Below are 13,401 nucleotides of genomic sequence, written 5' to 3'. Positions count from 1 at the left end.
TTTTGAATTCGAATTTCCGTTTGACGGAGAGGAAAACCCACAGATACTCCTCCACCGAAATACGGGAGAGGAGCATTTCCATGAAACACAAGATCCACGGGATCATTCCGCCGATCGTGACGCCCTTCGATGCGGCCGGAGAGATCGATGAGGCGGCGCTTCGCGAGAACGTCCGTTTCGTCATTTCACGCGGGGTCCACGGCATCTGCTTCGGCGGCAGCACCGGCGAGGGTCACACGCTCACGTCGGAGGAACTGGAGCGGGTGGCGGAAATCTGCGCGCAGGAAGCACAGGGCCGCGTTCCGGTCATCGCCGGGATCATCACAAACTCGACCCGCGACGCGGTTCACAAGGCGCGGCTGATGACGAAATTCGCCATCGACGCGCTGCAGATCACGCCAGTGCACTACGTCTTCAAGCCGGATGCGGAGGCGACCTACGCCCATTTCACGACCCTGTCGGACACCACCGACCTGCCGATCCTGATCTACAACGTGGTGCCGTGGAACTATCTCTCGCCGGAGCTCCTGGTGAAGATCATCCGCGAGATCCCCAATGTGATCGGCGTCAAGCAGAGCGCCGGAGACCTCAAGCTCTTCGCCGACCTGATGATCACCGCGCCCGACGACGCGCTGATCTTCTCGGCGGTGGACGCGCTGCTCTATCCCTCCTTCGCCATGGGGTCCTGCGGAACCATCGCCGCCAACCCGGCCGCCGTGCCCGGCGTCTGCGTGGCGCTCTGGGATGCCGTGCAGGCGGGCAACCACAAGCTGGCGCGCGAGATCCACGAAAGTCTGCTGCGCTTCTGGAACACCATCTCGGCCGACAATCTGCCGGCGAACGTCAAATATGCTTTGTCGCAACAGGGCGTGCCGAGCGGCCTGCCGCGAGCGCCGATGCCCGCCACCAGCGCGGCCCAGGCGGAGCGTATCCGCGCCGCGCTTTCGCAAGTGCTGAAGTACGAGAAGCTGACCGAGCCGGCCTGACGACAGGGAGGGCGCCCGCCAGGGGCGCCCTCTCCTGCCGGCCGCGATTGCAGGGGGGATGCAATGACACGAGACGGAAACCCGACCGCGGCGGCGCGCGCCGGAACGGGACGGCGCCATGACTGAACGGCCGCGCCCCGCTGCCCTGGCCACCGCCGGCGAGGCCCTGCGCGCGCTGCTCGGCGACCGGCTGGTCGCCTCCGAGGCGGAGCGCACGCACCACAGCCACGGCGAGGGACTGCCGGACGCCGGCATGCCCGATCTTGTCGCCTATCCGCAGACCACCGCCGAGGTCGCAGACCTCGCGCGCATCTGCCACGCCCATCGCATCCCCATGGTCCCCTATGGGGCGGGCTCCTCGCTCGAGGGACAGGTCGCCGCCCTGCGCGGCGGCGTCAGCGTCGACCTGACGCGCATGAACCGCGTCCTGGACGTTTCAACCGGCTCGCTGGATTGCCATGTCGAAGCCGGGGTAACGCGCCTGCAACTCAATGCCCGGCTGCGCGACACGGGGCTGTTCTTTCCGCTCGACCCGGGCGCCGACGCGACGCTCGGCGGCATGGCCGCGACTCGCGCCTCGGGCACCAACGCCGTCGGTTACGGCACCATGCGCGACGTCGTCCTGGGCCTCACCGTGGTCACCCCCGACGGCCGCGTCGTGCACACCGGCAGCCGCGCCCGCAAGTCGGCCACCGGCTACGACCTCACCCGTCTTTACATTGGCTCCGAGGGAACGCTCGGCATCATCACCGAATTGCGCATCCGGCTCGTCGGCCAGCCCGAGGCGGTGATCTCGGCGGTCTGCCAGTTCCCGACGCTCGAGGCGGCGGTGAAGACGGCCACTCTCGCCCGGCAGATGGACCTGCGTGTGGTTCGGCTCGAACTGCTCGACGAGGTCCAGGCCGATGCCTGCATCCGCTATTCCAGACTTCAGAACATGCAGGCCGCCCCGACGCTCTTCGTCGAATTCCACGGCACGCCCGGCGCCGTGCGCGAGCAGGCCGACCTGTTCCAGGAAATGGCCCGCGACACGGGCGGCCTGTCCTGGCGCGAGGCGGAGACGCCGGAGGCGCGCACGGCTCTGTGGAGCGCGCGCCACCATGCCTACGAGGCCTGCATCGCGCTCGTGCCGGGTTCGCGCAACATGGGCACCGACGCCTGCGTGCCCATCGAGAACCTGGCCGCCTGCCTTCTGGAAACCCAGGAAGACGTTTGCGCCAGCGGCCTCACCGTTCCCATTGTCGGGCATGTCGGCGACGGCAACTTCCATCTCGGCATTCTCTTCGACCCCCGCGACCCCGACCAGCGCGCCCGCGCCGATGCGCTCGCCGACCGGGTCAGCTGGCGGGCGATCCGCTACGGCGGCACCTGCTCGGGCGAGCACGGGGTCGGCCTGCACAAGATGCGCTACCTCGCCGAGGAACATGGCGAGGGGCTCGAGGTGATGCGCGCCGTGAAGGCAGCGCTGGATCCGCTGGGGCTGATGAATCCCGGCAAGCTCATTCCGCAGCGGCACGACCCGCCGCCCGGATGAAGGTCGCCTTCGACCGGGGTGGAGGAGCCCCGCCGGATGCGAGCCAGTCAGAAAAGCGAAGCAGCACGCCTTCGCCACCAGGGAGGAACACATGAAACTGGGATGGAAAGCAGCACTTCTCGCCACCGCGCTCGTGACGGCGCAACCGCTCGCCGCGCAGGAGACGCTCAAGGCCACATGGGCCGATCCGGATGATCCGGCAACGGCGCCGGTCTCCGCCTACATGCACGTCTTCGCCGACCAGGTCGGCCGTCTCACCGGCGGCGAGTTCGACGTCGAGCTCTACCCCAACGGACAGCTCGGCGACCAGCGCGCCATGGTTCAGCAGATCTCGCGCGGTTCGCTGGGCTTTGCCAATGTCGCCTCAGGTGTCCTCGCCTCGCTGGGCGATTCCAAGCTCAGCATCGTCGACATGCCGTTCCTGTTCAAAAGCCGCGCGCATTTCAACGCCACGATGAACCGCAACAATCCGTTCATCGCCAAGCTGCTCGACGAGGTGGCCGCCGAGACCGGAATCCGCGTGATCTCGCTCCACCCCTACGGCTTCCGCGACATGACCTCCAAGACGCGCGCCATCATGGAGCCGGCCGACATGGCGGGCCTGCGCATCCGCACCATGGAAGTGGTGCCGCACCAGAAGATGATGGAGGCCCTGGGCGCAACGCCGGTGCCGATCCCCTACCTGGAGACCTACACCTCGCTGCAGACCGGCGTCGTCGACGGCCAGGAGAACACCCCCTCCAACATCATCCTGCAGCGTTTCTACCAGGTGCAGGGCCATCTCACCGAGACCCAGCACGTCATGACGACGGGCGCGATGATCACCAATGAGGACTGGTGGCAGGGCCTGAGCGAGGCGCAGCGCAGTGCCATCCTGGCCGCCGACGCGGAAGCCTCACTGGCGCATGACGGCATCGGCGCGGTCCAGGACCTGATCGGCATCAACGAGATCCGCAAGAACGGCGTCGAGGTTCACACCCTCTCGCCGGCACAGTTCGCGGCCTTCCGCGCAGCGAGCATCGAGCCGACCAAGGCCTGGGCGGTGGAGGAGTTCGGCGAGGAGTTCGTCGACGGCTTCCTCGCCCACATGGAAACCACAGGCGCCGGCTTCTGACCTGCCTCCTTGCCGCCCGCGCCAGGCGCGGGCGGTCCCTCTTTCCACCAACAAGGGAGGTCCAGGATGACTTCGCGAGGATGGATCGGCAGGCTGGATCGCTTCTTCCAGCTCCTCTTCAGCAATCTCGTCGTGCTGTCGCTCGTCATCATGGTGGCGGTGGTGCTCACCCTGGTGATCGGGCGCTCGGTCTTCGGCATCGCCTTCTTCTGGGGTGAAGAGCTTGCCCGCTATACGATGATCTTCATGGCCTTCCTCGGCGGCGCGGTCGCCCTGCGGACGGACCAGCACCCGCGACTGACGATCTTCACCGACATGCTGCCGGCCGCCGCGCAGCCATGGATCGCCCGCCTGCTGGTCGCGCTGATGGCGGCGACCTTCGCCGTTCTGTTCTGGCAGGGCCTCGACGTCGCGCTTCACGACGGCCGGATGCGCACCCCCGCCCTGCGCATCCAATACTTCTGGATCTTTCTCGCCGTGCCCATCGGTGCCGCGGCAATGCTGATCATGCTGGCCTTCAAGCAGCTCCAGCCACCGCTTGTCGACCTCGACGAGCAGGCCGACGTCAAGGAGGTCACTGAATGAACCCCGCCTTTGCCTGGATGCTGGTCGCCTTCGGCCTGCTGACGGTCGCGGGCTTTCCGCTATCGTTCGGAATGCTGCTGGCCTGCATCGTCTATTTCACCGTTGCCGGCGAGCCGATGTACCTCGTCGCGCAACAGTTCTTCAACGGCATCGACTTCTTCACCATCATGGCGATCCCCTTCTTCATGCTGGCGGGCGAGCTCATGGTGGCGTCCGGCACCGCGGACCGGCTGCTGAAGTTCGCCCAGCTTCTGGTGGGACGTCTTCGTGGAGGCACCGGATACGTCAACATCCTCGCCTCGATGCTCTTCGGAGGCTGCTCCGGCTCCTCCATCGCCGACATCGCGGCGCTCGGGCGGATGCAGACGGACATGATGACGCGCTCCGGCTTCAGCCGCGACTTCGCCGCCGCGCTCACCGTGTCGACCTCGATCAAGGGGGCGATCATTCCGCCCTCCATCCCGATCGTGCTCGTCGGCGCGGTCACCGGCACCTCCATCGGCGGCATGCTGGTCGGCGGCCTCGTGCCGGGCCTGCTCGTCGCCATCGCCATAGCCATCGCCGTCTTCATCACCACCCGTCGCAACAACATCGCGCGCAGTCCGAGCCGGTCGGCGGGCGAAGCCGCCCGGATCGTCGTCGGCTCACTGCCGTTCCTGGCCATGCCCGGCATCATTCTCGGCGGTATCCTGTCGGGTGTCTTCACCCCGACCGAGGCCTCCGCCGCCGCCGTCGGCTGGGGCTTCCTGCTGCTGCTTGCGGAAACCGGAATGCGGCCCGACCCGAAACTGCTGTGGCGCATCTTCCTGCGCTCGGGCACGCTCTCGGCCGCCGTGCTGATGCTGACGGGCGCCTCCAACGTGTTTTCCTGGGTCCTGGCGACGGAGCAGGTGCCCGCGCTGGTGGCGCGGACGATCTTCGCCATCACCGACAACCCGATCCTCGTCCTGCTGATCATCAACGTCTTCCTGCTGTTCTGGGGACTGTTCATGGACATGCTGCCGGCGATCTTCATCGTCATGCCGATCCTGATGCCCCTGTCCGTCGAACTCGGGATCGATCCGGTGCACTTCGGCGTCATGGCCACGTTCAATCTGGTGATCGGCCTGATCACGCCCCCCTATGGCACCGCGCTGTTCACCGGCTCCATCGTGCTCGGCATACCGATAGAGCGCATGGTGAGGCACATGATGCCCTTCTTCCTGGCGGCCCTCGCGGTGCTGATGCTGATCACCTATGTGCCGGAGACGGTCCTTTTCCTGCCGCGCATGATGGGCCTGCTCTGACGCAGCCGGTCCGGCGACGACCGCACGACAAAAAACCGGGCGCCTCGCGGCGCCCGGTGGCAGTTATGGCCTTCCTCCCGGCTCCGCCCCGACGGGAGGGGGGAAAGGAGCGGAGTGAACGGGAGGAAGGCCGGCCGGAAACAGGCATCGCTGCCTGCACCCGGCGACCTCATGCGGGCTGGAGGCGTTCCATGACCTGCTTGAAGACCTCCACGGGCCGATACGGATACTCGATGAAACCGTCGACCCCCGTCTGGGACAGACCGTCCTTCTGCTCCGATGTCAGGTTCGGCGGCGACAGCATGATGATCTTCGCCTTCGACGCCGCCTTGCTGCGGTCGACGATGTATTTCAGGCAGAGGTGAACGATCTTCGAGTAGTTGAGGAAAACGAGATCCTCGTGGCTGAAGTCGGCCTGGCTGTGCTTGAGCGTTTCCTCCGACACGAGCGTCACCACACAGCCCAGCTCCTCCAGCGCCGACTTGATCGGCTCGCTGATCTTCGCCGGCCCGGCGACAATCGAAATCCGCACCGGTCCCTTGCTGCTCGACTTCTTCAAGATGGCTTCCTGGATCTTCTGAAGCTGCGTGCGGTAGAGCCCGTCGATGCGCGCCACCTGCGACAGCCGCGTCTCTATCGTGGCGAACAACAGGTCGAAGTCTATCGGCTTGGTGAGATAGTCGTCCGCCCCGAGCCGCTTGCCGCTGATGATGTCGTCGCGGGTCGCCAGCGCCGTCAGGAAGATGAACGGCATGCGGCTCAGGCGCGGGAACTCCTCGCGCACCCGGCGCAGCACCTGCGGTCCGTCCATCGCCGGCATCATCATGTCGCACAGAACGAGATCGGGCGTGTGCTTCTTCAGCAGCTCCATCGCCTCGGCGCCGTTGTTGGCGGCCAACGCCTCGTAACCGGAATCCGTCAGTTCATCGACCAGATCGACCAGCAGCAGACGCTCGTCCTCGATGCACAGGATCTTTGCCTTACGCCCCATGTGCTGCCCTTTCCTGCTTAACTTCGTTCTGCCCGGCGCCATCCCTGACACCGCTTTCAAAGACCGGGAGAAGAATATCGACGCTCGTCCCCTCCCCGACCTTGCTTGTCACGACCAGCCTGCCCCGATGCTTCTTCATCACCATCTGAGCCATGTTCAGGCCGATGCCCGTGCCCGCGATGCCGCTCGATGTCGACGCGCGGAAGTAGCGGTTACAGATCTTGGGAATCTCGTCGGCGGGAATGCCGACGCCATAATCGCGAACGCGGATGACGTTGTAGCGCCCCTTGCGCGAGCCGGTGACCTGCACCTTCTCGGCGCCGGGCGAATATTTCACCGCATTGGAAAGCACATTGATCAGGCATTGTTCGAACATGTTCTGGTCGATCATCGCCTCCTCGCCGAGCCCGCCCAGGTCGATGTCGATTGCATGGGTCGCGGCGATGCGCGACTGGCGTCGGCACACGCTCTCAACCACGTCACGCAACGGCTTTGGCGCCAGCTCAAGCTCGAGGTCGCCGGTCTCCGACTGGGACGCGTTGAGGAAGCGGTTGATCAGATACTGCATCCGGTCGACCGACTCGCGAATGTTGCCAACACGCGTGGCCAGCGCCTGCGTGTCGATATCCTCGATGCGCCGCAGGATGCGCTGGGCGTTGCTGTCGATGATCGCAAGCGGCGTGCGAAACTCGTGCGAGGCCATGGAGACGAATTCACGCTGCATCTCGTTGAGCTGAATCTCCTGGCGCAGCATGCGCACCAGTTCGTCCGTGTGCCGGCGCAGCTTGGAATGCTGCTTCTTGAAGGCTGTGATGTCCGTGAGCTTGAAGATCAGCCCGTTGTCGCCGGTAGGCCGGCAACTCACCCGGTACCATGTGCCGCCCGAGAACTTGTGCTCCGTCGCCCCGTCGCCGCGGAATTCGGCGACCGCCTCGGAGAGATCGTCGCCCTCTGCCTGGCGCAGGACCTCGATCACGTCGGCGCCGGCGACGAGCCTGTCCTCAACACCCGACAGGATCTTGCGGAAGCTGCTGTTGGCCAGAAGCAACCGCCCCTTGTCGTCGGCGATGGCAAGCCCATCACGCACCGCATCCACCGCGGCGAGCAGCATGCCGCGATTCTGCTCAATCTCCAGCGAACGCTCCTTGAGCCGGAGTTCGAGGCGGTCGTTCTCCTCAAGGATCGAGGCTTTCTGGCGGTACGGCTCGGTCACATCGGTGAACATCGTGACGAAGCCGCCACCCTCAAGCGGCGTGCCCTGAATGCGGATGACCTTGCCATCCGGGCGGACGCGCTCGAAATCATGCGGCGCGCGCTCCATCGCGACCTTGATGCGTGTGCTGACCTCGGCCTCGACATCCTCCACGCCGTCGCGCACGACACTCAGGCGGATGAGTTCCTCGAGCGAGAAGCTGCGCTCCAGGAATTCCTCCGGCAAATCGAGCATCGCGGCCGCGGTCTTGTTGACGAGGACGAAGTTCAGGTCGGCGTCCATCACAGCGATGCCCTGATGCACGGATGCGGAAATGTGCCGGAGCAGTTCGCTCGCCGAGAAATTGCCGTGGATGATGGGCATCGCAGTCCTCCTTCAACGGAACAACCCTGCGTCACCCTCCTTCAAATCGAACAAACACGAAGATTAAAAGTTTAGGTATCGCAAAATATACCTATCATCACACGTGAAAAAGCGCGGAACCTAGAGATAGCGCTCAAGTATCTCGGCCACTTCCGCGTCCCGCGCCGCCTCGCTCTTGCCGCCCATCACGACGGCGATGACACGATGTCCGCCGCGCCCGGCGGAAGCCGCCAGGTTGTACCCGGAAAGGCTGATGTAGCCGGTCTTGATGCCGTCGACGCCGGCGACCTGGCCGAGCAGATTGTTGGTCGTCTTGAAGGTCTTTCCGCCATAGCTGACGGACCGCGCGGTGAACGCCCCGGCCCGGTCCGCATGGCGCGTTTTCAGCGCCCGCGCGAGGATCGCCATGTCACGGGCCGTCGTCACCTGACGCGGATCGGGCAAGCCCGAGGCATTGACGAAGCGTGTCCGCGTCATGCCGAGCGCGCGGGCTTTCGCCATCATCCGCGCGGCAAAGGCATCTTCCGAGCCGCCGAGGTTTTCCGCCACCGTCACGGCCACGTCATTGGCCGACTTGACCGCCAGGGCCTGGATCGCCTTGCGCACGGGGATCGTGGTTCCCGCCTTGAGGCCGAGGCGGGCCGGCGGCCGGCTCGCCGCGTTGGCCGACACCTTCAGCGGTGTGTCGAGCGTCACCTCTCCACGGTCGAGCGCATCGAAGAGCAGATAGAGCGTCATCATCTTGGTGAGCGACGCAGGATAGCGCAGACCGTCGGCGGCCTCCTCATGCAGCACGCGCCCTGACGCCGCATCCACGACGATAACCGAATGTCCGCGCACCACCGCGCTACCGACCGGAGCATAGGCCAGATCCGAGGTCGACGCTCCGCTGTCCTGGAGAGCCGGAAGTGCCGCCGAGGCGACCGCCGGAGACGGCGTGACGGGCGCAAGCGCCGTTGTACGCCCGCTATCCCGCGCCCCCTGGCAGGCAGCAAGCGCCAGGGCGAGCGCACCCGCGAGCGCGGCAAAGCGCAGGCGGGCGCGTCGTCCGCTGTGGATGCGTGTTTCGAGGGAACGAGGAGAAAGGGAGGAACTGGACACGAGAACTGCCGCCTGCTGGTACGAAACGGCGCCACCATAGCGAAAGCCGCCTCACGGAAAAAGCCGCAAGACGGCGCATGGCTGAACTGCACGGGATGGAGGGCCTCAGGCGACTGCGGCGGCGTCCTCGGTGTCCTCGTCCTCCTCGCCGGCGCCCTCGCCGTTGCTGGCGAGCGCCTCTGCCAGATCGATGAACAGATTGGCGGGAAGCGGCGGAGAGAAGATATAGCCCTGGGCAGCGGACACGCCGAGCGCGCGCAGCCGCTCGATCTGCTCCATGGTCTCGACGCCCTCCGCGATGATGCCCATGCCGAGATTGTCGGCAAGCTCGACCATCGTGTCGACGATGGTCGTGGAATTGTCGTCCGTCCCGAGGCTGTCGATGAACATCTTGTCGATCTTGATGATGTCGATGCCAAGCTTCTGGAGATAGGCGAAGCCGCCGTGGCCGGTGCCGACGTCATCGAGCGCGACGCGCAGGCCCAGGGCCTGCATCTCGGCGATGATCTTGCGCGCCGTCTCCATGTCGGACAGCGGCTGGCGCTCGGTCACCTCCATCACCAACTGCTGGAAGGCAATCTGCGAGTTCCCGTAGATCTCGCGCAGGTCGTCGACGATCCTGCGATCCTCGAAGTGACCGGCAAACAGATTGAGCGACAGTTTGAAATCCGGATTCCGGTAGTAAAGGTCGCCGACCTCCACACAGGTCTTGCGCATGATCTGCCGTGTCATCTCGAAGACGTGGCCGGAGGTCTCGGCGAAGGTCATGAAGGCGCCGGGCGAAATGACCGTGCCGTCGGGGCGAACCCACCGCATCAGCACCTCGCAGCCGCGAAGCCGCCCGGTCTCGATGTCCATGACCGGCTGGTAGTAGGGCACGAACTCGCTCTTGCGGATGGCCTGGACGAAATCGTCCTCCGCCTCGCTTTCCGGCCGCCACGAGAACCACACGCCGAACGCCACGAACAGGATCGCGACGCCAACGCTGGCAATCGCCGCAACCACCTTGAGATCCTTGACCATGGTCTCGGCCGCCGAGACCGGAGCCGTCACCGTCGCCGACATCGGATACTTGCTGGAAAGAGCGGTGACGGCGAGCTGGCGCTCGGCCGCGGTCGCATCGAAGCTGCTCTCCTCGCCCGAGCGCAGCCACACGACACCGTCGCCGAGCTGCAGCTCCACATGGCGGAAGGGGCGCAGGTATTCCGCGCCCGGATCGATGGAAATCGAGACCGGCGAGATTTCGGCGAGCAGCCGCTGGCCGTTGCCGATCCGCCAGCTCACCAGCGCGACGTTGGTGCCCTCGTAGCTCTTGTCGCGCATGCCGATGCCGACGAGCGGCGAATCCGGTTGCAGCACGGGAAGCACCGGCTTGCCGCTGGTCGCCTCATCGGGAACGTTGCACATGAGCACGCCGCCGCTGTCGACCACACCGATCATCTGGACGAAGGGAGCTTCGAGCAGACCGGCATGAAAGGCCGCCCGGTCCATAGCCGCGCAGGTGACGAAACCGCCCTGGTGCAGCTTCTGGAGAACCGACACGGCGTCGCCGATGGCCTTTTCCGCGCGCAGGATGTAGCGCTCGGCGATCGCCTTCATCTCGCTTTCAGCCTGTGCCTCGGCGTAGTTGCTCAGGATGTAGTTGGCAGCGATCAGCGGCGCTATCGCAAGTGCGAGCGCGAGTGTCAGCGTTCGAAAGAACAGGGCATAGCGATGGGACACGCGCGATTCCGAGATTGACCGATGTCGCTATCCTGCACAGTTTTGGTAAATGAGCCCTGAAGATGGGCTTTGCGGTCCCGGAAATCCGGGCTCGCGCCGCCCCTCCCGCCCCGCTCGGGATACCGGCCCCGCCCCGGACAGCAAGAGGAAATCCATGCAGGCACTGTTCATCGGCCAGACCTATATCGACATCACCTTTCTCACCGACGAACTGCCGACCGGCGACGAGAAAACCATCGCCCGCGACTATGCGGTCAGCTTCGGCGGCAATGCCGTCACCGCCGGCTTCGCCTGCGCCAGCCTTGGCTCGCGCCCGGACATCATGTGCTCGCTCGCCGACGACTGGCTGGCGCGCATGTTCCTCGACATGGCGGCAAAATACGGCATCTCCATCCACGGGCGGAAAGTGCGCGAATCCTCCCTCTCCTTCATCATGCCGAAGGACGGGAAACGGGCCATCGTGCGCTGCCGCGACGACGATTACCTGCACCCCTGGCAGCCGCTTAACCTCGACGGCTGCCGCGCACTGCATCTTGATGGCCACATGCCCGACGCGGCCCTGCACTATGCCAGAGCCTGCCGCGCCGGCGGCATCCTGACATCGCTCGATGGCGGCGCGGTGCGCCCCGGCACCGAAGACCTGCTGGAACTGATCGACGTCGCGGTGGTCTCGGCGCGCTTTTGCGAGCAGCTCGGCTTCGGCATCGCCGACACGCTCGACTACTTGCGCTCCAAGGGCTGCCGCATCGGCGCCGTGACCATCGGCGACGAGGGCATGCACTGGTATGAGGGCGATGGCACAAACCAGCACATGCCCGCGCTCGATGTGCCCAGCGAGCGCATCATCGACACCAACGGCGCCGGCGATATCTTCCACGGCGCCTATATCCACCACTTTCTCGCCCGCCCGGAGGCGGGCTGGGAGGCGCATTTCCGCTTTGCCCGCGGCGCCTCCGCCAATGCAATCCAGCACCTCGGCAACGAAGCCAGCATGCCGACCGAGGCAAGGGTCGCCGAGGCAATCGCGCAATGGCCGGAAAAGTCTTCCACTGTCACGGTTTAGACATTGTCCGTGATCACCTTGCCGCCACGCATCGCCCGGGGCTGGGGCGAGCCTGTTCGCGCGCGGGTTGTTCGCGCGCGGCAATTGACGCAATCTAGCGCGACCGCAGGCAGGGAGCGGTGCAAGGAAACCCGAATTTCGGAGATGATTGAATGATGCACATGGCCCCCCGTTCAGCGCTCGCGATCGCGCTCGCCTGCCCGATGCTCGCGGTGTCGCCCGCGCTGGCCTTCGAGCCGACGGGCAATGAGATCGCCGACCGGTTCCTGGCGATCGTCGAGGCCGGAAATGCCACGGTCACCGTTCAGGACGGCGTGTCCGAAGCGGGCGGCGCGGTCACGATCAAGGGCCTTGAGACCCTGATCAAGGACAAGGGCAACGAAGCCAAGCTCATCGTCGGTACCACCGTGATCACCGATGGTGTCCTGCCCGCTTCCGGCGGACTGAATGCCGACAGCATGGTCATGTCCGGCGTCACCGTCGACGGCAAGGATGGCGACGAGACGGTCAGGATCGAGGTCAAGTCGATCTCCATCGACGATCCGGTCATGCCCTCCCCCGAGACAGTGAAGGCCGCCGGCTCGGCGGACGGCATCGCTCCGTCCTATTCGCGCGCCGAGCTCACCGGCATCGTCATCGACGCCAACGAGCAGGGGCTCATCCCGATCGCCAGTGTCGTTGCCACCATCGACGAGATGGACGGCGACCTGCCGACCTCCGGCTCGCTCGCCATCGAAGGCGTCGAGATCTCCGCCGCCTCGCTCGACGACGAGGAGAAGAAGACGCTCACCGACCTCGGCTACGACAAGCTCACCCTGTCGGGCAGCTTCGCGGCCGACTGGGATCCGCAGAGCGGCAAGCTGCTGGTCAGCGATCTGACGGTCGGCGGCACGGAAGTAGGGACCCTCGGCGCCTCGCTTGCCATCGGCGGACTGACCCGCGAGATCGTCAAGAAGCTCGACGCCTCCCAGGACAACCCCGAGCAGGCGATGGCGCTCATGCAGAGCCTCACGCTGGAACGCCTGAGCATGCGCCTCGACAATGATTCGCTCGTCGACCGCCTCCTCGAGAGCCAGGCCAAGTCCTCCGGCGTGTCGCGCGCGGAGTTCGTCGGACAGCTGACCGGCGCGCTGCCGATGCTGCTGTCGGTCGTCAACAACGTCGACTTCCAGAAGAAGATCGCCAGCGCGGCGACAACCTTCCTGAACGAGCCCAAGTCCTTCGCCGCGGTGGCCGCCCCTTCCACGCCGCTCCCCTTCGCCCAGGTGATGGGAACGGCGATGATGGCCCCGCAGATGCTCCCGGACATCCTGAACGTCACGATCACGGCAAACCAGCCGAAAGCCGACTGACAGGCACGTATCCGTTTCGGAAGCCGGTCTTCCGAACATCCCTCCGGGACACGTCGTCCAGGCGCCGCGGCGCCTGGATGACTCAGCACGC

Annotated in this window: 11 protein-coding genes; 7 read left to right on the top strand and 4 right to left on the bottom strand. The window is 65.5% G+C overall.

Annotated elements, in window-relative coordinates:
• The first annotated feature begins 80 nt into the window (after positions 1–80).
• From ACSLUQ_RS05675 to ACSLUQ_RS05655, 5 genes are all read left to right on the top strand, one after another.
• Positions 81–986 carry a dihydrodipicolinate synthase family protein gene (locus ACSLUQ_RS05675; protein ID WP_461807936.1) on the top strand — a complete coding sequence of 302 codons (906 nt, stop codon included), beginning with the start codon at positions 81–83 and terminating at the stop codon, positions 984–986.
• A gap of 118 nt (positions 987–1,104) precedes the next feature.
• Positions 1,105–2,520: an FAD-binding oxidoreductase gene (locus ACSLUQ_RS05670; protein WP_461807935.1), complete on the top strand. Its 1,416-nt coding sequence runs from the start codon at positions 1,105–1,107 to the stop codon at positions 2,518–2,520.
• A 91-nt stretch (positions 2,521–2,611) separates the two neighbouring features.
• Positions 2,612–3,634, top strand: a complete 1,023-nt coding sequence (locus ACSLUQ_RS05665) for a TRAP transporter substrate-binding protein (protein ID WP_461807934.1) — start codon at positions 2,612–2,614, stop codon at positions 3,632–3,634.
• A 66-nt stretch (positions 3,635–3,700) separates the two neighbouring features.
• Positions 3,701–4,219 (top strand): TRAP transporter small permease, encoded by a 519-nt coding sequence (locus tag ACSLUQ_RS05660; RefSeq protein ID WP_461807933.1) that lies wholly within the window; start codon positions 3,701–3,703, stop codon positions 4,217–4,219.
• Complete coding sequence (locus tag ACSLUQ_RS05655) at positions 4,216–5,505, top strand: TRAP transporter large permease (protein WP_461807932.1); 1,290 nt, start codon at positions 4,216–4,218, stop codon at positions 5,503–5,505. Before ACSLUQ_RS05660 ends, ACSLUQ_RS05655 begins: the two co-directional genes overlap by 4 nt.
• Before the next feature lie 169 nt (positions 5,506–5,674).
• Here ACSLUQ_RS05655 and ACSLUQ_RS05650 read toward each other — a convergent pair whose 3' ends face one another.
• The 4 genes from ACSLUQ_RS05650 to ACSLUQ_RS05635 form a co-directional block, all read right to left on the bottom strand.
• Positions 5,675–6,496, bottom strand: a complete 822-nt coding sequence (locus ACSLUQ_RS05650) for a response regulator (RefSeq protein WP_461807931.1) — start codon at positions 6,494–6,496, stop codon at positions 5,675–5,677.
• Positions 6,486–8,072, bottom strand: coding sequence for a sensor histidine kinase (locus ACSLUQ_RS05645; RefSeq protein ID WP_461807930.1), 1,587 nt, complete (start codon positions 8,070–8,072; stop codon positions 6,486–6,488). The genes ACSLUQ_RS05650 and ACSLUQ_RS05645 overlap by 11 nt, the downstream gene beginning before the upstream one ends.
• Before the next feature lie 120 nt (positions 8,073–8,192).
• On the bottom strand, positions 8,193–9,173 hold the full coding sequence (locus ACSLUQ_RS05640) for a D-alanyl-D-alanine carboxypeptidase family protein (RefSeq protein ID WP_461807929.1): 981 nt from the start codon (positions 9,171–9,173) through the stop codon (positions 8,193–8,195).
• Between the two features lie 105 nt (positions 9,174–9,278).
• Positions 9,279–10,895, bottom strand: a complete 1,617-nt coding sequence (locus ACSLUQ_RS05635; RefSeq protein ID WP_417774393.1) for an EAL domain-containing protein — start codon at positions 10,893–10,895, stop codon at positions 9,279–9,281.
• Positions 10,896–11,049: 154 nt separating this feature from the next.
• Between ACSLUQ_RS05635 and ACSLUQ_RS05630 the strand changes: the two genes are divergently transcribed.
• Both ACSLUQ_RS05630 and ACSLUQ_RS05625 read left to right on the top strand, forming a co-directional pair.
• Positions 11,050–11,958 (top strand): sugar kinase, encoded by a 909-nt coding sequence (locus ACSLUQ_RS05630; protein WP_461807928.1) that lies wholly within the window; start codon positions 11,050–11,052, stop codon positions 11,956–11,958.
• A gap of 161 nt (positions 11,959–12,119) precedes the next feature.
• The gene (locus ACSLUQ_RS05625) at positions 12,120–13,310 is read left to right on the top strand and encodes a hypothetical protein (RefSeq protein ID WP_417774391.1); all 1,191 of its coding nucleotides are present in this window, start codon (positions 12,120–12,122) and stop codon (positions 13,308–13,310) included.
• Positions 13,311–13,401: the final 91 nt, after the last annotated feature.

The sequence above is a fragment of the Stappia sp. ICDLI1TA098 genome, assembly GCF_054880955.1.
The sequence above is the reverse complement of the archived record's forward strand: the minus strand, read 5'-3'. Positions and strand labels throughout refer to the sequence as shown.